Annotated in this window: 19 protein-coding genes; 7 read left to right on the top strand and 12 right to left on the bottom strand. The window is 61.3% G+C overall.

Annotation, left to right across the window (positions count from 1 at the left end; all coding sequences use genetic code 11):
* Positions 1 to 102 precede the first annotated feature (102 nt).
* The gene (locus tag ARC39_RS05155) at positions 103 to 921 is read right to left on the bottom strand and encodes a DeoR/GlpR family DNA-binding transcription regulator (RefSeq protein WP_068111020.1); all 819 of its coding nucleotides are present in this window, start codon (positions 919 to 921) and stop codon (positions 103 to 105) included.
* Positions 922 to 1,143: 222 nt separating this feature from the next.
* Here ARC39_RS05155 and ARC39_RS05150 point away from each other — a divergent pair, with 222 nt between their 5' ends.
* The 4 genes from ARC39_RS05150 to ARC39_RS05135 are packed head-to-tail and all read left to right on the top strand — an operon-like array spanning position 1,144 to position 5,980.
* On the top strand, positions 1,144 to 1,602 hold the full coding sequence (locus tag ARC39_RS05150; RefSeq protein WP_068111018.1) for an NUDIX hydrolase: 459 nt from the start codon (positions 1,144 to 1,146) through the stop codon (positions 1,600 to 1,602).
* Between the two features lie 59 nt (positions 1,603 to 1,661).
* The gene (locus ARC39_RS05145) at positions 1,662 to 2,687 is read left to right on the top strand and encodes an ABC transporter substrate-binding protein (protein WP_068111015.1); all 1,026 of its coding nucleotides are present in this window, start codon (positions 1,662 to 1,664) and stop codon (positions 2,685 to 2,687) included.
* Positions 2,688 to 4,907, top strand: coding sequence for an ABC transporter permease (locus ARC39_RS05140; protein ID WP_068111014.1), 2,220 nt, complete (start codon positions 2,688 to 2,690; stop codon positions 4,905 to 4,907). It begins immediately after the preceding gene.
* The gene (locus ARC39_RS05135; RefSeq protein ID WP_068111011.1) at positions 4,904 to 5,980 is read left to right on the top strand and encodes an ABC transporter ATP-binding protein; all 1,077 of its coding nucleotides are present in this window, start codon (positions 4,904 to 4,906) and stop codon (positions 5,978 to 5,980) included. The genes ARC39_RS05140 and ARC39_RS05135 overlap by 4 nt, the downstream gene beginning before the upstream one ends.
* A 403-nt stretch (positions 5,981 to 6,383) precedes the next feature.
* On the opposite strand, the gene ARC39_RS05130 is transcribed toward ARC39_RS05135, so the two are convergent.
* From ARC39_RS05130 to ARC39_RS05105, 6 genes are all read right to left on the bottom strand, one after another.
* Positions 6,384 to 7,181, bottom strand: coding sequence for an inositol monophosphatase family protein (locus ARC39_RS05130; protein ID WP_068111009.1), 798 nt, complete (start codon positions 7,179 to 7,181; stop codon positions 6,384 to 6,386).
* A gap of 206 nt (positions 7,182 to 7,387) precedes the next feature.
* Positions 7,388 to 7,636 (bottom strand): hypothetical protein, encoded by a 249-nt coding sequence (locus tag ARC39_RS05125; protein ID WP_068111006.1) that lies wholly within the window; start codon positions 7,634 to 7,636, stop codon positions 7,388 to 7,390.
* Between the two features lie 67 nt (positions 7,637 to 7,703).
* On the bottom strand, positions 7,704 to 9,503 hold the full coding sequence (locus ARC39_RS05120; protein ID WP_068111003.1) for a Na/Pi cotransporter family protein: 1,800 nt from the start codon (positions 9,501 to 9,503) through the stop codon (positions 7,704 to 7,706).
* 12 nt (positions 9,504 to 9,515) lie between these two features.
* Positions 9,516 to 11,087: an inorganic phosphate transporter gene (locus ARC39_RS05115; protein ID WP_068111000.1), complete on the bottom strand. Its 1,572-nt coding sequence runs from the start codon at positions 11,085 to 11,087 to the stop codon at positions 9,516 to 9,518.
* Positions 11,088 to 12,034: 947 nt separating this feature from the next.
* On the bottom strand, positions 12,035 to 13,333 hold the full coding sequence (locus tag ARC39_RS05110; RefSeq protein ID WP_068110997.1) for a DegT/DnrJ/EryC1/StrS family aminotransferase: 1,299 nt from the start codon (positions 13,331 to 13,333) through the stop codon (positions 12,035 to 12,037).
* Between the two features lie 12 nt (positions 13,334 to 13,345).
* The gene (locus ARC39_RS05105) at positions 13,346 to 14,680 is read right to left on the bottom strand and encodes an ATP-grasp domain-containing protein (protein ID WP_068110993.1); all 1,335 of its coding nucleotides are present in this window, start codon (positions 14,678 to 14,680) and stop codon (positions 13,346 to 13,348) included.
* A 221-nt stretch (positions 14,681 to 14,901) separates the two neighbouring features.
* Between ARC39_RS05105 and ARC39_RS05100 the strand changes: the two genes are divergently transcribed.
* Genes ARC39_RS05100 through ARC39_RS05090 form a run of 3 tightly spaced genes read left to right on the top strand, consistent with a single transcriptional unit; the run spans position 14,902 to position 17,889 of the window.
* On the top strand, positions 14,902 to 15,975 hold the full coding sequence (locus ARC39_RS05100) for a tripartite tricarboxylate transporter substrate-binding protein (RefSeq protein WP_068110990.1): 1,074 nt from the start codon (positions 14,902 to 14,904) through the stop codon (positions 15,973 to 15,975).
* Positions 15,976 to 15,979: 4 nt separating this feature from the next.
* Entirely contained in the window at positions 15,980 to 17,491 is a 1,512-nt protein-coding gene (locus tag ARC39_RS05095; protein ID WP_068110987.1) for a tripartite tricarboxylate transporter permease, read from the top strand.
* Positions 17,488 to 17,889 carry a hypothetical protein gene (locus tag ARC39_RS05090; RefSeq protein ID WP_068110984.1) on the top strand — a complete coding sequence of 134 codons (402 nt, stop codon included), beginning with the start codon at positions 17,488 to 17,490 and terminating at the stop codon, positions 17,887 to 17,889. Before ARC39_RS05095 ends, ARC39_RS05090 begins: the two co-directional genes overlap by 4 nt.
* Here the strand turns inward: ARC39_RS05090 and ARC39_RS05085 are convergent.
* From ARC39_RS05085 to ARC39_RS05065, 5 genes are all read right to left on the bottom strand, one after another.
* Positions 17,886 to 19,280, bottom strand: coding sequence for a lipopolysaccharide biosynthesis protein (locus ARC39_RS05085; RefSeq protein WP_149866315.1), 1,395 nt, complete (start codon positions 19,278 to 19,280; stop codon positions 17,886 to 17,888). The genes ARC39_RS05090 and ARC39_RS05085 overlap by 4 nt on opposite strands.
* Positions 19,281 to 19,983: 703 nt before the next feature.
* Positions 19,984 to 20,931 (bottom strand): D-ribose ABC transporter substrate-binding protein, encoded by a 948-nt coding sequence (locus tag ARC39_RS05080; RefSeq protein WP_068110977.1) that lies wholly within the window; start codon positions 20,929 to 20,931, stop codon positions 19,984 to 19,986.
* A 114-nt stretch (positions 20,932 to 21,045) separates the two neighbouring features.
* Positions 21,046 to 22,104, bottom strand: coding sequence for an ABC transporter permease (locus ARC39_RS05075; protein WP_068110975.1), 1,059 nt, complete (start codon positions 22,102 to 22,104; stop codon positions 21,046 to 21,048).
* 15 nt (positions 22,105 to 22,119) lie between these two features.
* Positions 22,120 to 24,447, bottom strand: a complete 2,328-nt coding sequence (locus ARC39_RS05070; RefSeq protein WP_078059083.1) for a sugar-binding domain-containing protein — start codon at positions 24,445 to 24,447, stop codon at positions 22,120 to 22,122.
* Positions 24,444 to 25,100: a DUF2291 family protein gene (locus ARC39_RS05065; RefSeq protein ID WP_149866314.1), complete on the bottom strand. Its 657-nt coding sequence runs from the start codon at positions 25,098 to 25,100 to the stop codon at positions 24,444 to 24,446. Before ARC39_RS05065 ends, ARC39_RS05070 begins: the two co-directional genes overlap by 4 nt.
* Positions 25,101 to 25,302: the final 202 nt, after the last annotated feature.

The following is a 25,302-nucleotide window of genomic DNA, read 5'->3' as shown; positions in this document are numbered from 1 at the left end:
GCCAAAGCGGCAGCCGCCAGAACCGCGCCAGCCAGCGGTATGTTGAAAGGTATCGTCATGTCTTATCCTCCCTAGATAAATCTCGAGCCGGTGTGTCCGGCTTCATGTCTGTCTTTCTTGTCGTGCGGCGAGGAGGACATCTACCTCGCCAGCAGCCAGGGCCGCTCCGAGTGGCCCGTCGGGCCGGCGATCGACCACAAGCGATGTCAGTCTCTCCACCCCGGCAACCTGCGCCAATCCCGACCGGCCGAACTTTCCGCTGTCGATCAGCAGATGAGCTGCTCTGCTGCGCTCCAGCATCGCGCGCTTGATTGCCGCAAAACCGCGAACTGTTTCGTGAAATCCGTCTGCGGTCAGCCCGGAGGCGCCGATCAGGCAACGATCGACACTGTGGGCAAGCAGGAATGCGACGGTATCCGTGCCGATTACCGCAGCCTCCGAAGGCTGGTAGTCGCCCGGACACAGGATCACTTCGGCTGCGTCTGCCTGGCCGAGCGTCATGGCCACCGCGAGGCTGTTGGTGATCACGGTGCAGGGCGTCGCCTCGACGGCAAGGAAGCGCGCCAGTTGCAGCGTGGTGGAACCGGAATCGATCATCACCGTGTCACCAGGCATAACCAGCGCGGCGGCGCGCCGCCCGATGGCTTCGCGCTCCTCCTGCCGGTCACGGCTGCGCTGATCGAAATCCGGGTAGTGCCGTGTCGCGACGGTCGCGCCGCCATGGGCGCGCGCAATCAGCCCTTCCTTGGACAGGCGGTCCATGTCGCGGCGGACGGTTTCGGGGGAAACCCCGAACCGTTCGGCCATTTCGACGATACGGACATGGGGGCGCAACTTCAGCTCCAGCAGGATCTGCTCCTGCCGTTCGGCCTTGCGCGGCGTCTTGCGCACATGTGTCAGGCTTTCGCTCTTGTCGCCCATGCGAAGAAGTCTCCCCCGATTTTGATAGTTGGGTTTCCCGCCACTTCGCAAGTATCGTTTGAACGATATACCACTTGCAGTCCGAAAGTTTGTTGCTTTTCCGACATTCTACTGTTGAGAATGTTGGAGAAATACACAGAACGGTGGTCTGTCGCGGGATATGAAGATCGCGGTTGAAAATTGCGGCAATAGCGTGGGCCAGCGCGCCACGGGGACGGACCGATGAGTGCCGTTCGCGACCAGATCGGCGCATTGCCCCTGCGATGGGAGAAGACCGGAAAGCTGCGTGTCCTTATGGTGACCTCGCGCGACACGGGCCGCTGGGTCATGCCCAAGGGCTGGACGATGGACGGCAAGAAACCCTGGCACGCCGCCAAGATAGAGGCCCTGGAGGAAGCCGGCGCGGTGGGCTTCGTCTCCGACCGCCCGATCGGCATCTATCACTACGACAAGCGCCTTGGGCGCAACTCGGTCGTTCCCTGCCGCGTCACGCTCTATCCGATGGTCGTCGCAAAACTGAAGCGCCGCTGGAAGGAAAGCGGCGAACGGAAGCGGCATTGGTTCGCGCCCCGCAAAGCCGCGAGGCTGGTGGACGAGAATGAGCTCTCAACTCTATTGAAGAGCCTGTCCGAACGGATCGAGGAGTTGAATGAGATGGGGGACCTCAGGAAGGCCTCATAGTCCGAGCGAATAACACGCCGGAACAACCGGCATCTGCATCACAAAAGGGAGGAAAGATGATGAAGAAACATACCACCACACTGGCCGTGTCGATGATTGCACTCGCGGCCTCGGTAACGGCATCGCAGGCCGACAAGCTGACGTTCTATTGCAGCGCTCAGGAAGACTGGTGCCAGCTCATGGCACGCAGCTTCGAGGAAGCGACCGGCATCGATGTCAACATGACCCGGAAATCATCCGGTGAGACCTTTGCGCAGATCCGGGCCGAGGCCACGAACCCCAAGGGCGATGTCTGGTGGGGCGGAACGGGCGATCCGCATCTGCAAGCGGCCGAGGAAGGGCTCACCATGGAGTATGTCTCGCCCATGCGGGACGAGCTGCATGATTGGGCCATCGCCCAGGCCGAAAGTGCGGGCAACCGCACCATTGGTATTTATTCCGGCGCCCTCGGCTATGGCTACAACACCGAGCTTCTGGCCAGCAACAACCTGCCCGAGCCCGCCTGCTGGGAGGATCTGCTCAAGCCCGAATACAAGGGCCATGTGCAGATGGCGAACCCGAACTCTTCCGGAACCGCCTACACGACGCTTGCCTCGATGGTGCAGATATTCGGCGAGGACGAGGGCTTCGAGTTCATGAAGGGGCTACACGCCAATATCAACCAGTACACCAAGTCCGGCTCGGCTCCGATCAGAGCGGCAGGGCGCGGCGAAAACACCATTGGAATTGTGTTCATGCACGACGCCGTCGCACAGGCGGTCGCAGGCTTCCCGATCCAGGTCGTCGCACCGTGCGAGGGCACTGGGTACGAGATCGGTTCCATGTCGATCATCGAGGGGGCCCGCAACGAAGAGGAGGCCAAGAAGTTCTATGACTGGGCGCTCTCAGCCGATTCACAGAACCTTGCGCTGCAGGTCAATGCATTCCAGGTACCCTCCAACAAGGGCGCGCAGACCTCGGACAAGGCGCCGGACATGTCGATGATAAAGCTGATCGACTACGACTTCGTGAAGTACGGATCGTCTGACGAAAGAAAGCGGCTTTTGCAGAAGTGGGACGAAGACGTCTCGACGTTGCCGCAGTAAATGCGGGCCGTCTCGAGTGAGAAGACCACGCCCCCGGTGCTGGTGTTCTGGATCGCCGCCGGGTGGATCGGTTTCTGCCTGTTTCCTTGGTACATGCTCGAAGACGGCCTCTGGTCGTTCGGGTGGCTCTTCGATGGCTACCCGTTCGACGAGGATTACGCGCCGGCGCTGTTTCTGGTCGGCCAGGGCGAAAAGCTCTGGCTGGCCCCTCTCTTGATCCCGCTGGCGCTTCCGCTCCTTGTCCTGAGGCGCCCGAAATCCGATCCGGCCTATGCACGGATCCTGATCTTGTCAGGTGCGCTCGGCATTGTCTGGATCATCGCACAGGGCTTCGGCATCGGTATTCGCGGATTCACCTACGACTGGCTGACGGCGCTTTTCGGCGAGCTGGACGACCGGCAGTACGGCATGGGGTACGGCGCAATGATCTGCGCCACCGCCTTCCTGTTCCTCTTTACGCAAGGCATCGCGGCACGCGGCGCGATCAATGGCGATGTTTTTGTCGTCAGCGCCATCGGCGGTGTGATCGCCATTGTCACGGCATTCGTCTTCTTTCCCATTGCCCGGATGCTGTTCGCCGCCTTCATCACCGAGGATGGCGCCTATTCCATCGCCGTCTTCTTCTCGAAATTCTTCGACGACCGGCTCTGGGGGCTTGGGTGCCTGTCCGGCACGCGTTGCGGGGCGGCCTGGAATTCGCTCTTCCTCGCCATTCTGGTGGGGTTCATCACCACCGTCCTGGGGCTCGCCTTTGCCCTCGTCGTCACCCGGTCGGGCTTCCGCCACAAGCGCGCCCTCCGCGCGCTCACTGTCCTACCGATCATCACGCCGCCGTTCGTGATCGGCCTTGCTCTGATCCTGCTCTTCGGTCTCTCCGGCACCGTCTCGGAGGCCGTGGCCGAGGCTTTCGGAATTCAACCGACCCGTTGGCTCTACGGCCTTCCGGGCGTGCTCATCGCACAGACACTGGCCTTCACCCCCATTGCCTTTCTCGTCCTGATCGGCGTTGTCGAGGGTGTCTCGCCCTCGATGGAGGAAGCCGCCCAAACCCTGCGTGCGAACAAGTGGCAAACATTCCGAACCGTGTCGCTTCCACTGATGCGCCCCGGCCTCGCCAATGCCTTCCTGCTCGGCTTTATCGAGTCCATGGCGGATTTCGGCAATCCGCTGGTGCTAGGCGGCAATTTCGACGTGCTGTCGACCGAGATCTTCTTTGCCATCGTCGGCGCGCAATACGATCAGGGCCGCGCCGCGGTTCTGGCCATGGTGCTGCTGTTCTTCACCCTCTCGGCCTTCTATGCGCAGCGCATGTGGCTGGGGAAGAAGAGCTACACAACCGTCACCGGCAAGGGCGATGCGGGGGTGCACCCGGTCATGCCGCGCGGGCTCTCCATCCCGGTCCATTGCGTGGTGATTAGCTGGGCGCTCTTTACGGTGATCGTCTACGGCATGATCGTCTATGGCAGCCTGGTCGAGCTCTGGGGCGTCAACAACACCCTGACCTTCAAGCATTATGTCACGGCCTTTTCCATCGGTATGACCGAGCATGGCCTGCATTGGTCGGGCGCTGCCTGGGACAGTTTCTGGACCACGATCATGATCGCAGCCATCGCCGCCCCGCTCACCGCCGCCGTGGGCCTTGTGACCGCTTATCTGCTGACGCGTCAGAGCTTTGCGGGAAAGAACGCCTTCGAATTCGGCACCATGCTTAGCTTTGCCATCCCCGGAACCGTCATCGGCGTGAGCTACATCCTCGCCTTCAACGTGCCGCCGATCGAGATCACCGGCACCGGGATCATCCTCGTGATCAGCTTCATCTTCCGGAACATGCCGGTTGGCGTGCGGGCCGGGATTGCCAGCATGTCCCAGCTCGACCGCTCGCTTGACGAATCCTCGCTCACGCTCGGCGCGAACAGTTGGCAGACCTTCCGCAAGGTGATCCTGCCGCTTCTGCGCCCGGCAATCCTCGCCGCGCTGGTCTACAGCTTCGTGCGCGCCATGACCGCGATCTCTGCGGTGATCTTCCTCGTCTCGGCCGAGTACGACATGGCCACGAGCTACATCATCGGGCGGGTCGAGAACAACGACTACGGTCTTGCCATCGCCTATTCCACGACACTGATCTTCGTGATGCTGGCGGCGGTAGGGCTGCTGCAACTCCTCGTCGGACGGGTTCGGATCGGCCGGCGGATGCACCACGCAACGGAGAGGCCCGCATGACTGGCACCACTCTCGGCTCCAAGGCCGCCCCCGTCCGTTTCGACGGCGTTTCCAAGGTCTTCGGCAAGGATGTCGTGGCCGTCGACAGCATCGACCTGCAGGTGGATGCAGGCAAGCTCGTCACCCTTCTCGGTCCCTCGGGCTGCGGCAAGACAACGACGCTGCGGATGATCGCCGGGCTGGAGATGGCCAGTTCCGGTCGCATCCTGATCGGCGACCGCGACGTGACCCGGTTGCCCGCCACGGACCGCGATGTTTCGATGGTGTTCCAGTCCTACGCACTATTCCCGCACATGAGCGTTCTTGAGAATGTCATGTACGGGCTCACCTTCTCCGGTTTCGTCAAGGAGGAAGCGCGTAACCGGGCCATGCAGGGGCTTGATCTCGTTGGCCTCAAGGGGTTCGACACGCGCCTGCCATCCGAGCTGTCGGGCGGCCAGCAGCAACGCGTCGCCGTCGCCCGCGCGCTGGTGCTGGAACCGCAGGTTCTGCTGTTCGACGAACCGCTCTCCAACCTCGATGCGAAGCTGCGCCGGCAGGTGCGCGAAGACATCCGGGCCATCCAGCAGGATCTTGGCTTAACCGTGGTCTATGTGACCCATGATCAGGAGGAGGCACTGGCTGTCTCCGACGAGATCGTGGTGATGCGCAACGCCGCAATCGCCCAGATCGGCACGCCGCGGCAGCTCTACGACGCACCGAATGACCGGTTCGTGGCGGATTTCATCGGCGAGGCGAACCTGCTGCATTGCGAGATCGTCTCTGTCGAGGGCGACGAAGCCACGATAGACATCGAGGGCTATCGCCACCGCCTTCCGGCCCGCGGCCTACCGCCCGGTCCGGCCACCATCGCGGTGCGGCCCTCCCGGCTGGTGATCGGGCGGGACGAGGGCGTTCCGGCCACGGTCGCCAAGGCGACCTATGTCGGCGTGCGGATGGAATACACGCTGACGGGCGGTTTCGGGCAGGTTTTCGCGGTGCACGACGATGTGGACACGCCGCTGGAGCCCGGAACCGAGGTACACATGGGTTTCGCGACGAGAGGGCCGGTCCTTCTTCCCGACGAGGACTGATGCACTGGGTTCTCGTCATGTCGCATCCGGAGGTCGAGCCGGCCTCTGAAACGCCCGGTCCAGAGCGACGCCTCGGCGAAACCGCGCCCCCCGCGCAGGTGAGTTAGCCGATACCCTTGCCGCACCACATTGGCCTGCTGCGGCAGCATCCCATGTTCTTGGCTCCAACAATTGATCTGCGATCGGCTTTTGCAATCGCCGCCAGAATTCGACAGCGACCTTGCTGTCGCTGCACATAGTGCGGTTTCACGGTCCTCGGGTATGGCCGGTCTGGAGGGCCGATCAATCGTCGGACTGAAGTGCGGTCACGGGGGGCATTTCCGGCGCGCGGAGCTCGAGACCTTTCGCCGTTCCCGACTGGAAATCTGTGGCGCCAACCCGCAATGACGGATGGGATCGGTCTTCAGCCGTCCCACACACCATCGACCATGGCGACGAGGTCATCGAAAACCTCGGGGCTTCCGACGATCACACGGCCGCCGACACGGATCATCTCGTCCGCATCCTGAACCTCGATACGCCCGCCAGCTTCTTCGACGATCAACTGACCGGCCAGGCAGTCCCACGCATTCATGTGTTCTTCGACGTAGCCCAGTAGCCGGCCCGCCGCGACGTAGGCGATAGACAAAGCCCCACTCGCATTTCGATGAAACATCGCACCACGCTCGACCAACGCCGAAACGACGGGGAGCACGTTGCGCGCGTCCACCCGGTTGGAATAACCGACTGCAACCGTACCGCTCTCCAACGGTATGCCGTCTGCGATCTGTATGGCCGTGCCATTCAGTCTCGCCCCTTCACCCCGCAATGCGGAGAAGGTCTCACCTGCGTTCGGATCATGAATAACGCCGATTTCGGACCGGCCGCTCGATACCCCGGCCAGAACAATTGTCCACGCAGGAATTCCATTCACGAAATTCGTCGTCCCGTCGATCGGATCGATCACCCAAGTGAATCCGCTGCGGCTCGGCCTCGGGGCGTGTTCCTCACCAACGATACCATCGTCGGGCCAATCCTCTGAGATCCGCTGGCGGATGAATAGCTCGACATTCCTGTCAGCTTCGCTGACCCAGTCCTGCGTGCCCTTCTGGTCGACGACGAGGTTGCTGCGGTCCGAAAAATACCTCCGAGCGACTTCACCCGCCGCTTGGCACAAATCGGCGGCGAACGTTCCGCGTGCTGATAGCTTGTCTGGGGTCATTTTCACCTCGTTCGGCAAACGCCTCGGCGGATCATGAGATCGCGTGACACTTCCCGACACTATCGGGCATCGCGCCCCTCTTCCACCGGTCTTCGGAGGCACCCGGCGTAGCCCTCCTACTCCCCTGGGAAACCGAAAGCCGTCGTGTCCGGGCGCCACGGCGATTTCGCTTCCGGCCCCCCAAAGCGGCCCCGGGCCGGGTAGCGTTACCCAATCTGCTCAAGCAACCAGGTGGCGCGTTCGATCTGCTCATCGACCACCTTAAGTTTTGTCTCCAATCGATCCTTTTTGGAGGGTTTTTCCGCAGATTTCAGATCGGATTTCAGCGCATCCCGTTTGGCTTCGAGCTTGCGGATGACCTTTTCGACATGGCTCTTCTTGATCTTCTTGGCTTTTTTCTGTTCGAGCCGTTGCTGGTAGTCGTTGATCTTTTCGACGAATTTCTTGATACCCATCGCGTTTTCACCCCTATAAGTCGCCGGTCGGGCGTTCTACCCGCTCACCACTTCAACACGACCGGACTCATCCGGCCGATGACAACTCCTCGATATCCTCGTCCTCGAGAGCAAGAATCCGTTCCACTTCGGCCATTCCACCCTCCGTCTCAAGGTAGTAGACCCTGGCTGCTTCGATCAGGTCATTCATCGCCTGGTACGCGTAGCCAGAATCGTTCAGGAACGACGTCGCCTCATTGGCGTTGATCCTTCCATCCAGCAACAGCTCCTCGACCGTTCGTGTTGTGGCCTTCCGGGCCTGTTCCACGGTGGTCCGCTCTTCGTCGAGCGAAAGACTACTGCGGAGCTCCGGAGCGCTTTCGTCGAGCTTATGCATCTCGACAAGTATACGGGCGATCTCACTGCGCAGGCTATTATATAAGCGTGTAATCGCGCCATGTGGCACTTTTGTGAAATCGGTCGCGTTTCGCCTCATGTGCTTAATCGCCTTGACGGCTCGCACGCTCGCCTGCGCCGCATCGCGCAGCGCATGGATTTGGTCTGCGACCTCGGTCGGAATATCCCGGCTGGTTGCCCGCGTGGCGAATTCGACGATCGCGGAATAAAGGGTTTTTACCCGCGCCTCGTAGGTTTCGTCGATGTCCAGTTCCAGCGGTTCACGGCTCGCCTCGACGGTCGCGGCGACGTCGTTCGTCGCGTAGAGTTCGTGCCGGTGCAAGTTCAACCCATGCGCGATCAATTCCACAGCGTTGTCCTGGAGATGTTTGACCTCCTTGCGCATGGCGACTTCCATGGTCGCGGGAAACTGGTCGGAAGCTTGCGACAGATATCGCGGCTTGCTGACATCCGGTTCGGGTTCCGGGATGGCGTGTTCCAGAAAGCGGATCAACCTGTTCGTCAGCGGCACCATGATAGCCACCCCAAGGACATTGAAGATCGTGTGGAAAACAGCGAGCTTTAGCGCGAAATCCTCATCCGCGATACCAACCCCGTCACTGATCCAATCGACAGTCCAGACAATCTGCTTGATGAAAATCAAGGCGACCGCAGCCGTGACGAGGTTGAAGATCACATGGGCGAGTGCCAGGCGCCTCCCCTGGAAATTCGCCGTGAGCGAGCCCAGGATCGCAGTAATCGTGGTACCGATGTTCGCGCCGATTGCCAGAGCGATTGCGTTCTCGTAGGAAATCTGCCCAGCGGCGAGAGCGGTGATGACGAGGACCATCGTGGCATGGCTCGATTGCATCACGACCGTCGCGGTCGCGCCGACGAGCGTGTAGACCACGAGCCCCAACACGCCGGTCATTGCAAACCGGGTCAGATCGAACTGGTCGCGGAAGGATTCGAAGCCTTCTTTCATGTGGTGGATGCCGAGAAACAGGAAGCCCATTCCTGCAAGGACAAACCCGAGCCCCCTGAGATACTTGGACCGCTGGAAGACAAGGACGATAGCCAAGGCCAGCATCGGCATCGCGTAGGAGGAGATGTTCACCTTCAACCCGAACCCCGCGACCAGCCAGGCCCCTGTCGTAGTCCCGATGTTCGCACCGAAGATGATGCCGATCCCGGCCGCCAGGGTAATCAGCCCCGCACTCAAAAAGGAAATCGTGATCACCGAGACCAGAGACGACGATTGCATCAGTGTCGTCGACAAGATGCCGAACCCGAGCGACTTCGTGATCGATCCGGTGGTCCTTTCCAGCATCCGTTCGAGCAATCCGCCGGAAAACAGCCTGAAGCCGTCTTCCAGCATGAGCATCCCGAACAGGAAGATGGCAACGCCGGCCGCGATCTCCTGGAAATCCCGACTGACCCAGAAGCCGGTCATCAGTACCAGAAGGATGATGGGGAGCAGGTATTTCTTCATCAAGGGGCGGACCTAGGGCAACATCATGCCGCGCAGCGCGAAGAAGAACAGCGCGGCAAGGAAGGCTGCGACAGGCACAGTGATGATCCAAGCCGAAACGATCTTGAGCAGCGAGGAACGTTTTACAAGCTGTCGCTTCAGGGCTCCGCGCAGTTCCTTGCGCTGCGCTTTCGTGATCACGGCGTCCGCACCCATATCCTTCATGCGGTTCAGAATTTCGGCTTTGACATCCGGCTGCGCGTTCTCGAAATTCCGAAGAACCCTCTCCACTTCATCGAAATGCGGGTCTCCCTGATGTTCGGCGAGCACATTCTCGACGACGCGATGCATGCGTTGTTCCAGGAACTCGCGCAGGAACCCCACGCCAAATACGGCGCCGAGCGCCACATGCGTGGACGAGATCGGCATCCCGAGTTGGCTGGCAATGATCACGGTGATCGCGGCAGAGAGCGCGATGCAGAATGCGCGGGCACGGTCGAGTTCGGTGATCTCGGAGCCGACAGTGCGGATCAGCTTCGGGCCGAACAGCGCAAGGCCAACTGAAATACCAAGCGCGCCGATTGCCATCACCCAGAACGGGATGGCCACCTTGGCGCCCCCTTCCCCGGCGCTCAGAACGTCCACAATCCCGGCCAGCGGCCCGACCGCATTGGCGACATCATTTGCGCCATGCGCAAAGCTCAGCAGCGCGGCTGCGAAGATGAGCGGAAGGGTGAAGAGCCGGTTCACCCCCTCCCGGTCGCTGGACAACCGAGGAACTGAGCGCCGGATGAGCGGGGCCGCCACGAGCCACGTGATGACAGCGACGGCCAAACCGAGAAGCAGCGCCATGGGAAAGGTCACCGAGACAAGCTTCTTGATGCCCTTCAGGCAGATATATGTAGTGAAGGCCCAGGCCATGATAGAGATCATCACGGGAACGACGCGCTGCGCGGCCTGAAGCGGTTCGGTCTTGAAGAAGACCATGCGTTTGAGGACATAGAGGGTCAGGGCCGCGATCAGGCCTCCAGTGACCGGCGAGACGACCCAGCTCAAGGCGATCTTGCCCATCGAGCCCCAGTTCACGATTTCCCATCCTGCCGCGGCAATGCCCGCGCCCATGACCCCCCCGACAATGGAGTGCGTGGTGGACACCGGCGCGCCAAGCCAAGTCGCGGCATTGAGCCAGATCGCAGCGCCCAGGAGCGCCCCCATCATCACCCAGACAAACGTGTTCTGATCATCGATATCGGCAGGATCGATGATCCCCTTCTTGACCGTCGAAACCACGTCTCCGCCCGCAATGATCGCCCCGGCCGCCTCGAAAACGGCCGCGATGATGATGGCGCCGGTCAACGTCAACGCAAAGGACCCGACCGCTGGGCCGACGTTGTTGGCGACGTCATTGGCCCCGATGTTCAACGCCATGTAGGCCCCGATGACCGCCGCGGCGACGAGGAGGTAGGATTGCTCGATATGGGCGAATTTCGTGCCGGTGAATATCATCACCGCAACGATGAAGAGGACCGCCGTACCGAGACGCCCCACCTCGGTCCGGCTCAGATCCGCCGCACTTTCAATCTTGAGATATTCCTTTAGTTTCATTGCAGCGCTCCTCCCCCCAGGCCACAGCAAGTCAAACAGCAAGCTTTCCGCGACCGAACCCGGTCCAGTTCACCCGATTCGTCGTGCCCATCGGGCATCCGACCAAACGCAGTAGAAAGCACTGCGCCTACAAATGTAACAGTTTTGTGACAAGCTTTTGCGGTAACTTCGGATGCTGCCGCAATAATGAATACAATAGATTAGCAGTTCTGCGGCCACATCGCGCCATCGTAGATTGGCAAGCCGAACAGTACGCCGGCGGTTCATGTGACGCGACATGAGGCAGATCCTGTGGGTCTGGAGAGTCTGATTTTGGCACTCGCCGGGCGCATCCATTTGCCACGTCAAAAGCCAGATCGTCGTTGAACTGAGCATGGACGTCGCGGGAAGAAATCACCCCCTGGTTGTCGTTTCGATGGGATCTGGCACTCGCTCTGCGGCGGTTGGCAATCGCCAGTCGGTCAACGGGATTCGCTGTCGTGAACGCGCGGAGATCGATGCAGCGCCGGTTTTCGTCGAAGCAGCGGCGCCATCAATGCAGATCATTCCGCCCGGCACTGCGCAGCATTCCAACCCGACGACCGACATCCCTCTCGGCTTATGTGACCCCGGTGCCCATCGTTCGTCTTCTCGCGATAGCAATACACCGCTGCAACAGGCGCGAGATCGCGCGACCGTTTGTTCTCAACAATTCCGCGTGGAATGCTGGTCTTGTCGTGGCCTGTGGCCACCTACGTTCCGATGTCAGTCCGCGTCCGAAGAACCGGCGGAAGTCCACGTCATTCGAAAACAGAACACCGCAAACGTGCCTTGCGTCCGAGCCTGTTAAGGGGTTCGCGCTTGGTGCGACCTCCCAACCCGAAACCGATGAGCTTCAGACCCGTCGACCTGTCGCCGCCAACCGGCCATGTGAGTTCCCGGCAACGAAACGATCCGTCGTCCCCGACCTATTGCGTGATCGCGGAAGAGTGTCCGGCAGTCGTTGCGCTTTCCCGTCGCACCACATCGAAAGACCGAATGGCCTCGACGGTCTTGTGGATTTCCGCTTCCGGGTATCCCGGATAGATCGGTAGCAGAATGGTTCGGGTGGCGATCCGGTCGGTGTTCGGACAATGGGCTCGAAAGTCAGCGAAGGCCTCGCAGGCTGCGAGGTTGTGGTAGTATTGCACACGCACGTCGCGATGCTTCGCCACGAGATGCTGCACAAGATCGTCGCGCGCAGAGGATTGAATCGGGTAACTCAGGTACGTGTTGCGCCCGTCGTCGTGCATCGGCGGCAAATCGATGCCGCTCACCCCGTGTAATCCCTCGTGATAGAGTCGGGCATGTGACACCCGTCGCTGACGGTCCGCTTCCACATTCGAAAGTTGCATTAGCGCAAGGCGCGCCTGCATCGGCGAAATGCGACGGAGATAGTGCTCGGGAATCCGGTCACGCCGTTCTATGGCGGATTCCGCGCCGGTAATTCGGTCTACGACACCAGATCGCTTCCGCGTGTCGAGGCGGACCAGCGGATAGGTCAGGCCTTGGAAAACGAGCGGTGCTGTCATGGTATCGAGCAGGACCGTTGAAGCCGTACGTTTGAGAATGCGTCCCAGCGGTTCGCATTGCATGTCGTCGAGGCGGGCCCTCAGGCGCCCGGAGAGCGCGGTATTCGAGGTAATCAGCATTCCGCCGTAGATCGTGTTGACGTTCTTGACGCGACTGAAGCTGAAGATCCCGACATCGCCGAATGTCCCGACGGCGCGACCGTCGATCTTTGCGCCAAGGCACTGCGCGCAATCTTCTATCAACGGGATATCTGCCTCTGCACAGATCCTCGCGATTTCCTCGATCTCACAAGAAAGCCCGTGGATGTGTGTTGCCAGGACTGCACCCGTGCTTGCCGAAATCCCCTGCTGAACCGATGCTGGGCACAGGTTTCCGGTTGTCGGGTCGACATCTGCAAACACCGGCACGCCGCCGGCCCCCAGCACCATGTTGACGACGTCATAAATCGTGTAGGGCGAGAGAATGACCTCCTGCCCCGGCTCAATCAGTTCCGCCAGCGCGAGAAATATGCCCAGCCGGCCCTGGGAGAGGGCCAATGCGTGGCGCGCGCCTTGCATCGCGGCGAAGACGTCTTCGAGACGCGCAATGTCGTCTTTGCCGCTGTGGCTGCGAAACCGCAGCGTGTCGGCGAGGATGCGCCCGTAGATCCTCGGAGAGCCATAGGTTCGGGAGCGAGGGTATGGAGAGAGGGTCATCAGGTTCTACCGCTAAAGAGGCCGCTTCACGCTGCTCGGGCGAAAAAGCCGATTGACCGAAAGCGATGCATTCGCGGCCAGAAGCTTCGATGTCCATATGAGCGCGGGAACGGGATCGGAGCGGAAGTTATCGTAGTAAGGGCTGTATCGCCGTTCTCCATCGCGACGATACGGCCCGCGATAGTCGTCCCACAACTCACCGAGAGAATCCTGGGCCAAGTGGCGCTCGACAGAGGTGCCGCCGAAGAGTTTGCGGAGTTTCCAGGACCCGTAGTCGAACGTATCGAAACCAAACGCTATCGTGTCCTCGATGGGCTTGAGCAGCACGATACCGCTGGGCACCTCGGGTACCTTGTCGACTTTCTCGCCGCGCGCCAGGCGAAGTGCAATCAGCGGTTCGTTCACCCCAACCGCCGTACGCAGCCACAGGTGCACGCCAAGACGAGGGTTGATCTCCAGGATTTTCGGAATCCCGTCCCGTTCGTCGATCATGGTTTGAATCGTCAGGCTACCCCACCAGCCAATGTGCTTTGCCAGGGCGGCGGCGTGGTCGGCAAATGCGTGGCGCGGCGCGGTCAGAAAGGCGCTGCGCCCGGCATGCGCAGGGCGGCTCAGGCGGGCGCGCGCATTGGTCGGCGTCTGGCAGGAGATCACGCGCCCCTCATTGTCGACCACAGTGTAGAAACTCATTGTTTCCGAGCCGGGAATGAATTCCTGCACGATGGGCGCCCCATGCGTTTCGCGGAGTTCGCGAGTCTTCTTCAGGAGCTCTCCGCTGTCCCAATGAAAGGACATGCCGCGACCACCATTGGTGAACCGAAGTTTGACGACCCAGGGCGGCGGCAGATCGGCGATCGCCGCGCGGACCGAAGCGTCGTCCTCCGCGAGAACGGTACGCGGATGGGGAAAACCGGTCTCCGCGGCGGCCTGAACAGTATCGTATTTGTCCAGCGGGCGTTTTACGACGTCGAAATCAGGGACAGGCACGACCACACCTTGGGAGGCGAGCCGGTCCTTGTTCTTTGAAAAAACGTATACCCACGCGTCATTTGTCGGAAATACCGTGTCAATGCGCTCGGCGCGGCAGATTTCCTCGATTGCGCTGATGAACGCTTCTTCCTTTGGTGTGTTGTACGGTCCGATCCGTCCGTGAAACCAGTCCCCCTCGGGGTCCGGCACCTCGTATCGCCGGTCGACGAGGCGTGAATACGCAGCATGACAGGTTGGCCAGATGCCGAGTGGGCGTTTGCCGGACGTCGTCGCCACGACATGTTCGGCGTGGGGCCGCAACGCGCGCAACGTCGCGTAAGCCTGTGCAACCCTGCAATTGGTTACCAAGAGACGCATGAAGACACCTGTTCCGATCCCGTCTCCCTCACCCAATATGCCACACCGTGCCAGAATGCGCCTGCCGCAGGCAAGACAGGCGACTCGAAAGTGCGTAAGGTTTTCCTGGGGCGAGCGGGACACGCACGATTGTGATGATTTGGCACAACACTCTAATTGGGCCCCTTCTCGGTTTCCTGAATCCTGCCGCGACTTCACCTCAAGACTCACACGGAATACCCATGGCTTCCACCATCGACAAACGCGGCCGCAACCTGCGTGCGGCTTACTACCTGGCCGGTCTGGCAGCGTTGGCGCCTGCACCAATCGTCGCCGAGACGTGCGATCAGCTTTCGGGCGAGACCATTCGTTGGATCGTTCCGTATTCTGCGGGCGGTGGTTACGACACCTATTCGCGATTGATCGAACCGGTTCTGGAGCGCTACCTGGATGCCGAAATAGCAATCGTGAACATGCCGGGAGCGGGCGGATTGGTCGGCGTTAAGTCGATCATGTCGCAAGAGCCGGATGGCAAGACGATTGGCTTCATAAATGCAAGCGGACTCCTGGTGGCGCGCCTCGGTGCGCAGGAGGACATTCCGAGCCTCTCCGAGGACCTCACGGTCCTTGGCCGGGTGGCGCGGGATCAGTCCGTTTGGTTGGTGAATAGAGAGAGCGACATCCACGTCGACGCGGACGGGGCGTTCGTCGGCGCGAGTGGACCGCTTCTGTTCGGCGTCACCGGGATCGGGTCGGGGGATTGGTTTACCGTGACAATTGCCGCCTCACTGCTGGATCTGCAGAAGGAATTCATCGCTGGCTACGATGGAAGCAAGGAAGCGTCACTCGGCCTGGTGCGCGGCGAGTTCGACACGATGGATGTCTCCTGGGGATCAGCAATCGCACCGATTGAGAACGGTGAACTAAAGCCGATCTTGCAGATTTCCAGCGCGCCAACAGCGGACCACGCATCCCTTGAGGGGGTGCCGGTGCTCGGCGGTCCGGATGGCGCAGCCAGGCGCAGAGCCGCGGCAACCGGCGGCGACGCCGAGGCGACCGGTGCCTTGGCCGATGCGCTGGTGGAGGTGCTGGGCGCCGGGCGTACAGTTGTAGCGCCAGCCGGTCTGCCCGACGATATTCATGCATGTCTCGAAGAGAGGGTTTACCAGGCGATCAACGATCCGGAGTTTCTCGACGCGGCCGAAAAAGCGCGGCGGCCGCTCGATATCGCGCGCGGGCGCGACGCGGCGTCGGCGATCCTGAGCGCCGAGCAATACCTTTCGGACCTACGTTCGATCGTCGAGTCCGAGAAATGATCCCGTGACCGAAATCCTCGATTCCGCGCTGGAAGGTCTTCGGCTCGTCTTTGCTTGGCCGAACCTGATCTATCCGGTTGCCGGCACCTTGCTGTCGATGCTCTTCGCTTTTCTGCCGGGGCTAAACGGCGTGACGCTCATGGCAATCGCGATCACGATGACGCTTTCATGGGATCCGGTGCAGATCGTTCTCATCTTCGGCGCGTTCGTCGGCGGGGCGACATTCATGGGCTCGATCACCTCGATCCTGTTCAACGTGCCGGGCTCCGCGCCCAACGCCGCAACCCTCGTTGATGGACACCCCATGGCCGAGGCCGGCAAGGCCCGCACCGCCATCGCCTGCGCGGCCTCATCCTCGGCGCTCGGCTCGACATTCGGAATCATCATTCTGCTGGCGCTGTTGCCGTTCATGCGACCGCTGATCCTTTCCTTCGGTCCACCGGAGTTTCTCCTCCTGGCAATCTGGGGCCTGTCGATGGTCGCGATGCTCAGCGGCGGCCTGTCGGCGAAAGGGATCATCATGACGGGCATCGGGCTCCTCCTCGCCTTCATCGGCACGAGCCCGCTTTCCGCCACCGACCGGTTCACGATGGGCACCGACTACCTCGTGGACGGCCTGCCGATCATTCCGATGCTGCTCGGCCTGTTTGCCGTATCCGAGGCGATCCACCTGTCGCAATCAGAGCGCAAGAGCATTTCCGGCAGGCTTCAGGCAGAGGAATTGTCTGGCAGTATCACAGAGGGCTGCCTTGCGCCCTTCCGGCACGCCTGGCTGACGCTGCGATGCTCCTTCATCGGCACGATCGTCGGCATCGTCCCGGGGATCGGCGGCACCGTGGCGAGTTTTGTTTCTTACGGCCACGCCGTCCAGACCGCACGGGACAAGGAACAGTTCGGTAAGGGAGACATACGCGGCGTCATCGCGCCGGAGGCGGCAAGCGATGCGAAAGACGGCGGCTCGCTGTTTCCGGTTCTGGCCTTCGGTATTCCCGGCAGTGAAGGAACCGTTCTGCTTCTCACCGCGCTCATGGTGCATGGTATCGTGCCCGGGCGCGCCCTGCTCGACGATCAACTGCCTCTGGTCTTCGCACTGATCTGGTCACTCTTCTTCTCGAACTGGCTGACATCGATCCTGGGTGTGGCGATCTCCGGGCAGTTGGCCCGGATCACACTTATCCAGACGCGATTTCTAGTGCCGGTTATCTTCGCGCTCGTGGCCGTCGCCGCGATCGTGAATCGAGGCCGGCCCGAAGACCTGATCCTGGCAGCTGTCTTCGGCCTGTTCGGTTATGCGTTGAAGGTTTACCGTTGGCCGCGCGTGCCTCTGGTGATCGCGCTGGTGTTGGGCGGTATGTTCGAAACGAACCTCCATCTGACCATGCGACTTTATTCCTTTGGCCGGATCGACCTGCTTGACCGTCCGGTCGCGTTGGTCCTGCTCGCACTGCTGATCGGAACCATCGTGCTCCCGATCATCGGGCGCAAGCGCATGATGGCCTACGCGAGGGTCAAATGAGGCTGAGCCTGCATGCCGCATTCATCCTGTTCATGCTGACCGTGACAGCGGCGTTTCTACTGCTCTCGCTCGGCCTTCCTCCGGAGACGCGGCGCGCGCCACTCGTGGTCGCGATCCCAACCCTCGGCCTGTTGTCCTGGCTGTTCCACCGGGAACGTGCCGCGCCAAACCAGGAGTTGTCCCGTTTGGGGCGCCCCTACGCGATTCCTTGGCTTCTGGGCTGCGTGCTTGCCTGTCAGTTCCTCGACGCTGTCGTCGTCGTGCCCCTGTTTCTGCTCCTCGCATTTCGCTACTGGGCGCGGTCCGGCTGGGCGATGAGCCTGGGAACCGCGACAGGCACGTTTATCCTGCTCAGGATGGCGTTTCCAAACGGGTTGGGTCATCCACCCCTGTTCTAAGCGGCGCGGCCACCGTTGCGCATGCCCCGCAGGGGCACCGCCAGGAGCGGCAGGACGGCGAGCGTGAAGAGGCCCGCCGCCTGCCACAACGGGGCAGCGGGTCGAAACTCCGCCAACAGCAATACGGCACCGAGACACCAAAGGACCGGCAGCAGCGTCGCCGATGCAGTCAACGCGGAACGCAGCCGCCGCGTTTTTCCTGAGGCGAGCACCATCAGGGCTATGGCGTGGAGGCCGTGCGCGACCAGCGCGGCGAACGCGATCGCGGCCAGACCACCGCCGATTTTGATCAGCGTGTAGGAAACGGTGACGTTCAGCACGATCCCGGCGAGGCTCAGGAACGGGAGCGCCGTCTGCCGCCCACGAGCCACGACACCGAGCGTGGCAAGGATCGACAGACCGTGGGTCGCGGCCACGAAGAGATATGTGCGCGTGATCGGCATCGCCTCGATGTAGTCAGGGGCAAGGGCTCTCACCACGGGCTCAATCAACAGCGCGAAATACCCGCACATGACCGGCACAATGAGCGCAAAGCCCACGAGAACTCGCTGGAGATTGCCGCTGTCGCCTCCGCCGGCCGCCTCTGTGTCGACCTTTCCATAAATGTCCGGAAGCACCACAGTTCTCGTCACGTTGGCGAGGTTCTGGCCCATTTCCGCGGCCGCGATTGCAAACCCGTAGAGTCCCAACGCTTCGACGCCGAGAAGTACACCCACGACCAACCTGTCCGAGAAGCCAAAACTTGCGAGCAACAGACCCGACAGCGTCACGGGGAAGCCCACCCGGATCATGGCGGCGGCACGGTGCGCGTCCCAGCGCGGCGAAAGTGGGTAGGCGCGAAAGAAGAGCAGAGCGCCCGCGAGAAAGCCGAGGAACATGCCGGCAAAGGCACCAAGGACACCGAAAACCAGGGCAAGCAAGATGACCAGAACCGCCTGAAGGAGACCGACGACGATTTCCAAACCCGCCAATCGGCGCAATGCCCCTGTCCCGCGGAGGTAGTTTGTCGCGAGGATCCACAGCCTGTTGACCAGAATGATGGCGCCGACCGCAGCAAGCGACGTTGCCACCGGACCGTCTTGCCAGAGAATACTGCCAAGCAAAAACAACGTGGACAGCGGGACGAAGATGACCAGCACCAACGACACTGCAGCCTTGCCCCACGCGAGCGCGTTCCCCTCCCCCGCGACGCCGAACTCCAGGCCACGCTGCATGCCCAGCCCAGCGAAAGAGGCATAGCGCAGGATGATCCGAAACAGGAGCCAAGTTCCGAATGCCTCCGCACCGACAATCGATGCCAGCGCAATTCCACGGACAGACGTAACGCCATCGACAACACTGCGCGCGGCGCCGTACCCGATGAGCCGTTGCGACATTCGTCTCTTGCTCATGAGGCGGGTCCCTCTGTCGGCGTTGCGAGAGCGCTTGCCAGTGTGCGGCGCGTGCGTTCACTATCACAAAGCTGCTCAAACTGATCCACCGAGCGGAAGCGGTTTTTCAAACCTCGGAACGAATTCGCAACACGGTGCCGTCGAGATTGCATCGATCTGGTCATGAGACAGGAACTGAATAGCCGCGGAAATCTGTGCCCGGATGCTCCTTAGTTCCGCACGAAGGTTCGCTCGGAGTTGCGAGTTTGGCGAACAGATTGGTAAGTCCATCAGATAGATGAACGGACGTCGGAGGAGCGCCCGGCCGACCGGTGGCCCTCAGTCTGCTGCGCCCGAACCCACCGCTGCCCGGTTGCCAAGCCTGCGCGAGATTTGAGCGGATACGACCACTTCGCCGACAATGCCCGCAACCTGCTCCGGCGACGTCCGTGCAGCGCTCGCGCGGCATAGGCTCGACGTTCCGCCGCGACAGCGGCAACCGGACGCTCTGCATGTCTGTCAGGCAGATAATTTCGCCGCATGACATGTAGGAACTGAGCCGCTTTTGTTTCGTCATTCGGGAGGGATAGTCGGCTCCCCTGCCCCGTCGAAGACCACGTTGTTCTGTCATGACGGCGCCGCGTACCGACCGGCAGAGCCGAAAATGAAAGGAGGCGCCATCGCTGACGCCTCCCGTCTCATTTTGAAGGTCTAGTTCACCGGTTCATTCCGAGAGCACGAACGGGCCCGTGTACTTGTCGACGTTGTCCGGAGTGATCAGCAGGCAGTCGAAGAGCTGCTTTTCTTCTGCAACCATCGGCTCGCCGTTTTTGATGTAGTAATCGGCCTGCTTGACGGCCTCGGCCGAGAAGACGGCAACCGGCTGGAGGACCGAATATGCCATTTCGCCGGCCTTGATGGCCTCAACGGCATCAGGCGAACCATCGAAACCACCCACGATCACGTCGCCTAGCTTGCCGGCTTCCTTCAGCGCTGCGATAGCGCCAAGGGCCATCTCGTCGTTGCCGGAGATCACAGCTGTGAAGTCCGGGTTCGCCTGGATGATCGACTGCATCTTGTTGTAGCCTTGGGTCCGGTCCCAGTTGGCCACTTCCTCGGCGACCTTTTCGAGGCCCGGATACTGGCTGATCACCGTTTCGTAGCCATTCGAGCGTGTCGCGGCGTTGTTGTCGGCCGGGTTGCCGAAGAACTCGACGTATTTCGCCTCGTCGCCGACGAGCTCGACCCATTGCACAGCGCCCAGAGCGGCGCCTTGCGCGTTGTTGGAGACGAGCTGTCCGATCGCAAGCCCGCTTTCGTTGATCTCGGCATTGACCAGGAACACCGGGATGCCAGCATCAATCGCCTTCTTGACCGCACCGATGGAACCGTCGGCATTGGCTGGATCGAGGATGATCGCGGCGGACTTGTTGGTGATGGCGGCGTCGATCAGGTTGCTTTCGACATTCGTGTCGCCCTTATGCGCCGACACGTTGGCCTCGTACCCCAGCTCTTCCGCGGTTGCCTTGGCAACCTCGCCCTCTGTGAACCAGTACGGGTTTGCCGGGTCCGTCACGATAATGGACATCAGGCCCTCTGCCCAGACCGAGCCCGCCATCAGGGGCAGAGCGGCGGCCGCAGCGAGCAGGGCACGTTTTGTAACTTTAATCATTTGGGGTCCTCTCCCTCTTGGTTGCATTGCGCCGGGTTTCCGGCTGCGCTTCCCGCGCCAGGCGACTCCTCCGAATCAACAGCGCGAAAACTTGCGGTATGGCGAAGGTGGAGCCTAGCGGCCGCCCTTTCCGCCGTACTGGATCGAGTTAAGCATCACGGCCAGAACGATGACTGCGCCAGTGAAGACGGTCTGCCAGTAGGAAGACACGCCAATGATGACGAGACCATCCGACAGGAAACCGATGACGAAGGCGCCGAGCATCGTGCCGCGCACCGTACCGCGTCCACCCATCAGCGAAGCTCCGCCCACCACGACCGCGGCAATCGCGGTAAGTTCGTAGGTGAACCCCGCCGTGGGTCCAGCCGACGTGAGCTGCGAACTCAGCACCAGCCCGGCGATAGCGGCGCAGGCGCCAGACAGCATGTAGACGATGATTTTGACTCGCTTCACGGGAACACCCGACAGTTCCGCAGCATGTTCGTTGCCGCCGGACGAATAGAGCCAGCGTCCGAAGGCACTCCGCGTGAGCATGAGACCGGTGGCGACGGCGATCACGGCGAGAACGATCACGCCGATCGGCACCCCGGCGATGCGGTTGAACCCGAGCCAGTCGAAGCCAGTGTTGCCGAGCGAAGGGTCTCCGGAAAGGTTGTTATAGGTGAGGCCGTTGGTCATCAGCAAAGCAACGCCGCGAGCGACATAGAGCGAGCCCAACGTTGCGACGAAGGCGGGCACCTTGAAAAAGGCGATCAGCACCCCGTTCACCGCCCCCACGAAGGCGCCGAGCGAAATGGTCAACACGACAACTGCCCAGACCGGCGGGTAGAGGATTGCCCCTGCCCATTGCAGTTCGACACCCTGAAGCAGAAAACCCGCAAAGACACCCGAGAGACCGAGTACCGAGCCGACCGAGAGGTCGATGCCGCCGTTGAGGATGACCAGGAGCATCCCGATTGCAAGCAACCCGAAGATTGCGACGTGGTTCGCCATGATCAGGAAATTCCCGATCGTGGCGTAGTTCGGCGACAGCAGCGAGAAGGTGATGATAATTGCGATCAGCGCGAAGAAGGCACGGCCCTCCAGCAGCACGTGGACGATGCTGAAGTTCTCGCCGAAGAGCGACGCGAGCCCGCCATTTGCGCGCTTCTTGTCAGTTGTGACGTCGGTCATGGTGCTTGCTCCGTTTCAGTGCAGCGTGGCGGATTCGGCTTCCCGATCCATGTCCACGATGGCGCGTGCCGAATGTTCGTCGATGATCAATCCGCTCAGCAGGCCGCTTGCTAGAACCGCCCGGATCGCCTCCACCTTGATCCGCCCGCCGGCGACGGCGACGATCCGGCGTGTGCGCAAGATGTCGAGCGGCAGCGTGAGAATGCGCTCGGTGACATCGGTCTCGATTGGCCTGCCTTGCGCATCGAAGAAATGGCCCAGGATCTCACCGACGCCGCCGGCTTCGGCGACGGCCTTCATCTCGGCAGTCTCCATCATCCCGGTAGTCACGAGTTCCGCTTCCTGGACCGTGGTCCCGACCCCTGCGAGAACCAGGTCGCTATTTCGGGCCATCTCGTACGCGCGTGCAACTTCCCGCTGCTCGAGCAGAACGGAGCGGTCCGTCGCAGTGTTGGCCATGAACGGCACGGGCATTGCCGCGGCCTTGGCACCGGTGATGTCGGCCATGCGATGGACGACCTCATGCGGGTTTGCGTCGGCATTTTGCGTCAGCCCGCCCATCAGCGAGACCACAGTCAGGTTCGGCGCCGGCCGTTGAGGGAGGTTTTCGACGCAGGCGAGCAGCGTGCGTCCGTGGCCGGCGCCGATCACGAGGTCCGGATTGTCGGCGATCCGCTCTGCGATGAAGGCACCACCGGCCTGCCCAAGCGGGCCGAGTGGCAACTCGTCCTGGTGAAGATCGCTTACCACCTCGCAATACCCAAGACCGAACGTACCGGCCAAGTGCTGCTTGAGGTCCACTTCGCCCGAGGCGGCCATGATCTGTTCCTTGGAGGCATCTGGGCCGAACTCGGCCGAGATTTTGCCTTTGTGCATGACGATGATGCGATGCGCGATGGACAGGCACTCATTGACCTCGGAGGTCGAGAAGAGCACCGCCAACCCGTCTTGCGCGCCTTTTGCCAACAGTCCGAAAACCTCTGCCTTGGCGCCGATGTCGATGCCGCGGGACGGCTCGTCCAGAAGGACAACGCCCGGTCCCGTCGCCAACATCTTGCCGATCACGACCTTTTGCTGGTTCCCGCCAGAAAGCGATCCGATGGCCGCCCCGCCACCATCGGTCTTGATCGTAACCTCGCGGATCATTTTCTCGACGATCGCCTCTTCCGCCTTGCGCGAGGTGAAAAGCCCCTTGGTGAAATCTCCGATACTGGCCAGCGACAGGTTGCGCCCCACGGTCATGGTCTGCACCAGCCCGTCGCGTTGCCGGTCTTCCGGCGTCAGCACGAGCCCCTCCGCGATCCGCTGGGAAATGGAGAGCCCGGCGATATCTTCGCCATGCAGCAGAACGCGGCCACCCGAGGCCGGAAGTCTGCCGGCGACGCATTCCATCAGTTCGGTGCGGCCCGCGCCCATCAGCCCGTAGATACAGACGATCTCGCCCTGCCGGACCGTGAGCGACAGCCGGTCGACAACCGAATAGCCCTTGCGTCCCGGCGCGGGCACCGAGAGATTGTCCAGTTCCAGCGCGACGGGTCCGAATTCGTAACCTTCCGGCGGCGAACCGAGGTCGAAGTTCTCGCCAACCATGTTCCGGACGATCCACTCGAGGTCGATATCGGAACGCGGCGCCTTTGCCGTCATGTTACCGTCGCGCAGGACAACGGCATGGTCGGTGATCTGCAGCGCTTCTTCGAGATGATGTGAGATGTAGACGATCGAGACGCCGCGCGATTTCAGGTCGCGTATCACCTTGAAGAGCACTTCCACTTCCGAAGCCGAGAGCGCCGAGGTCGGCTCGTCCATGATCAGGATGCGTGCGTTCACGGACAGCGCTCGGGCGATTTCCACGATCTGTTGCTGGCCGAGGCGCAGATCTTCGACCGGTGTGCGCGGGTCGATATCCTCTTCGAGTTCCTTCATGAGGGCGCGCGTCTGCCGTTCTTCTTCTGCGTAATCGACACCGGCGGGTCCGGGTATCTCGCGCCCCATGAAGATATTGTCGCGCACGTTCATGTTCGGGGCGAGGCTCAACTCCTGGTGGATGATCGAGATACCGTGATCGCGCGCCTCGACGGTCGAGTCCAGGGTGATGGTATTGCCTTCGAGCAGAAGCTCGCCCGATGTGGGCTGGTAAACCCCGGAAAGGATCTTCATGAGGGTCGATTTTCCGGCACCATTCTCTCCGAACAATGTCGTCACTTGGCCGCGGTGAACGTCGAAGTTCACGCTTTTCAGGGCTTTGACCGCACCCCAGGACTTTGAGACATCCCGGGCGGAAAGCACCACATCCGTTGCCGCGGGACTCCCGTTGCCGATGTCGATCCTCGATTGCTCGGTCATTGATTCACCTCGAATGCAACGGGGGTGATGAGCCAATTCTTCGGATTGATCAGGTTGAACACGCCTGTAAGCGTGACCGTCTTGCCGGACAGGCTGTCTCGGTCGAGATCCGCCAGCAGTTCGGCAGCCATCGCCCTGTTGATGCCGGCGCCAGCGTTTTGATACTCGATCTGGTTCTTGAATTGTCCAAAGGCGATATCGCCGGGAAAATCACGAAGGTCGGTGCCGTTGATTGCTGGGCCAGTCTGAACCCGGATCTTGGTGCCTTCGGGCAGACCTTCGGGCGCGACGTAGAAAATGCCGGATTTGCCCTCGCCGACGACACCGGTCAGCGTCACCGGCATCACCGCGCCGATGCTCGTGGGCGTTCCGTATTTTTCCATCGCCGCCTTTTTGTCCTCGGCGAGTTCAGTGGCGAGTTGGACGGCGTCCGGCGCGCGCTCGACCGCATTGTCGCGGATGCGCGGGAATTGCTCCGCCCCATAGCGGTCGGGATTGAAGGCCTGCTGCCGCAGGTCTTCCTCACCGCCGATCGTCACCACTTTCGTGTCCAGCGCGATCGCGGCAAGGACGACAATGACTATCGCCCCGAAGATCCATTTCTTCCGGCCGGTCCTTGCAGCCTTACGTCCATTGGATTCGGTTGCCACCATGTCGAACCGCCCTCATCTGCGGCCATAACCTCCCGAGCCCGAATGCGAGCGCCGGGGGCATTGGCTTCATTCCTGCAACCGCCTGAAAAGGCGCTGCTAATCATGTTTTAGAAGAAGGCCACTCGATGCGTCGCGTTGCTTGGCCGATCTCCTCCCGTTGCCTCTTCCGTCAGGCTGTGCGCTCCACCGCAACCACCCTTCG

Origin of the sequence: Tropicimonas marinistellae (assembly GCF_001509585.1) — a bacterium.
GTDB lineage: Bacteria > Pseudomonadota > Alphaproteobacteria > Rhodobacterales > Rhodobacteraceae > Tropicimonas > Tropicimonas marinistellae.
The sequence above is the reverse complement of the archived record's forward strand: the minus strand, read 5'-3'. Positions and strand labels throughout refer to the sequence as shown.

What these genes read in the sequence shown, in the direction of transcription:
- ARC39_RS05100 (WP_068110990.1), top strand. Translation starts at nt 14,902, where the DNA reads ATGGCTTCCACCATCGACAAACGCGGCCGCAACCTGCGTGCGGCTTAC.
- ARC39_RS05090 (WP_068110984.1), top strand. Translation starts at nt 17,488, where the DNA reads ATGAGGCTGAGCCTGCATGCCGCATTCATCCTGTTCATGCTGACCGTG.
- ARC39_RS05140 (WP_068111014.1), top strand. Translation starts at nt 2,688, where the DNA reads ATGCGGGCCGTCTCGAGTGAGAAGACCACGCCCCCGGTGCTGGTGTTC.
- ARC39_RS05145 (WP_068111015.1), top strand. Translation starts at nt 1,662, where the DNA reads ATGAAGAAACATACCACCACACTGGCCGTGTCGATGATTGCACTCGCG.
- ARC39_RS05085 (WP_149866315.1), bottom strand. Translation starts at nt 19,280, where the DNA reads ATGAGCAAGAGACGAATGTCGCAACGGCTCATCGGGTACGGCGCCGCG.
- ARC39_RS05135 (WP_068111011.1), top strand. Translation starts at nt 4,904, where the DNA reads ATGACTGGCACCACTCTCGGCTCCAAGGCCGCCCCCGTCCGTTTCGAC.
- ARC39_RS05155 (WP_068111020.1), bottom strand. Translation starts at nt 921, where the DNA reads ATGGGCGACAAGAGCGAAAGCCTGACACATGTGCGCAAGACGCCGCGC.
- ARC39_RS05110 (WP_068110997.1), bottom strand. Translation starts at nt 13,333, where the DNA reads ATGACCCTCTCTCCATACCCTCGCTCCCGAACCTATGGCTCTCCGAGG.
- ARC39_RS05125 (WP_068111006.1), bottom strand. Translation starts at nt 7,636, where the DNA reads ATGGGTATCAAGAAATTCGTCGAAAAGATCAACGACTACCAGCAACGG.
- ARC39_RS05120 (WP_068111003.1), bottom strand. Translation starts at nt 9,503, where the DNA reads ATGAAGAAATACCTGCTCCCCATCATCCTTCTGGTACTGATGACCGGC.
- ARC39_RS05065 (WP_149866314.1), bottom strand. Translation starts at nt 25,100, where the DNA reads ATGGTGGCAACCGAATCCAATGGACGTAAGGCTGCAAGGACCGGCCGG.
- ARC39_RS05115 (WP_068111000.1), bottom strand. Translation starts at nt 11,087, where the DNA reads ATGAAACTAAAGGAATATCTCAAGATTGAAAGTGCGGCGGATCTGAGC.
- ARC39_RS05130 (WP_068111009.1), bottom strand. Translation starts at nt 7,181, where the DNA reads ATGACCCCAGACAAGCTATCAGCACGCGGAACGTTCGCCGCCGATTTG.
- ARC39_RS05105 (WP_068110993.1), bottom strand. Translation starts at nt 14,680, where the DNA reads ATGCGTCTCTTGGTAACCAATTGCAGGGTTGCACAGGCTTACGCGACG.
- ARC39_RS05070 (WP_078059083.1), bottom strand. Translation starts at nt 24,447, where the DNA reads ATGACCGAGCAATCGAGGATCGACATCGGCAACGGGAGTCCCGCGGCA.
- ARC39_RS05075 (WP_068110975.1), bottom strand. Translation starts at nt 22,104, where the DNA reads ATGACCGACGTCACAACTGACAAGAAGCGCGCAAATGGCGGGCTCGCG.
- ARC39_RS05080 (WP_068110977.1), bottom strand. Translation starts at nt 20,931, where the DNA reads ATGATTAAAGTTACAAAACGTGCCCTGCTCGCTGCGGCCGCCGCTCTG.
- ARC39_RS05150 (WP_068111018.1), top strand. Translation starts at nt 1,144, where the DNA reads ATGAGTGCCGTTCGCGACCAGATCGGCGCATTGCCCCTGCGATGGGAG.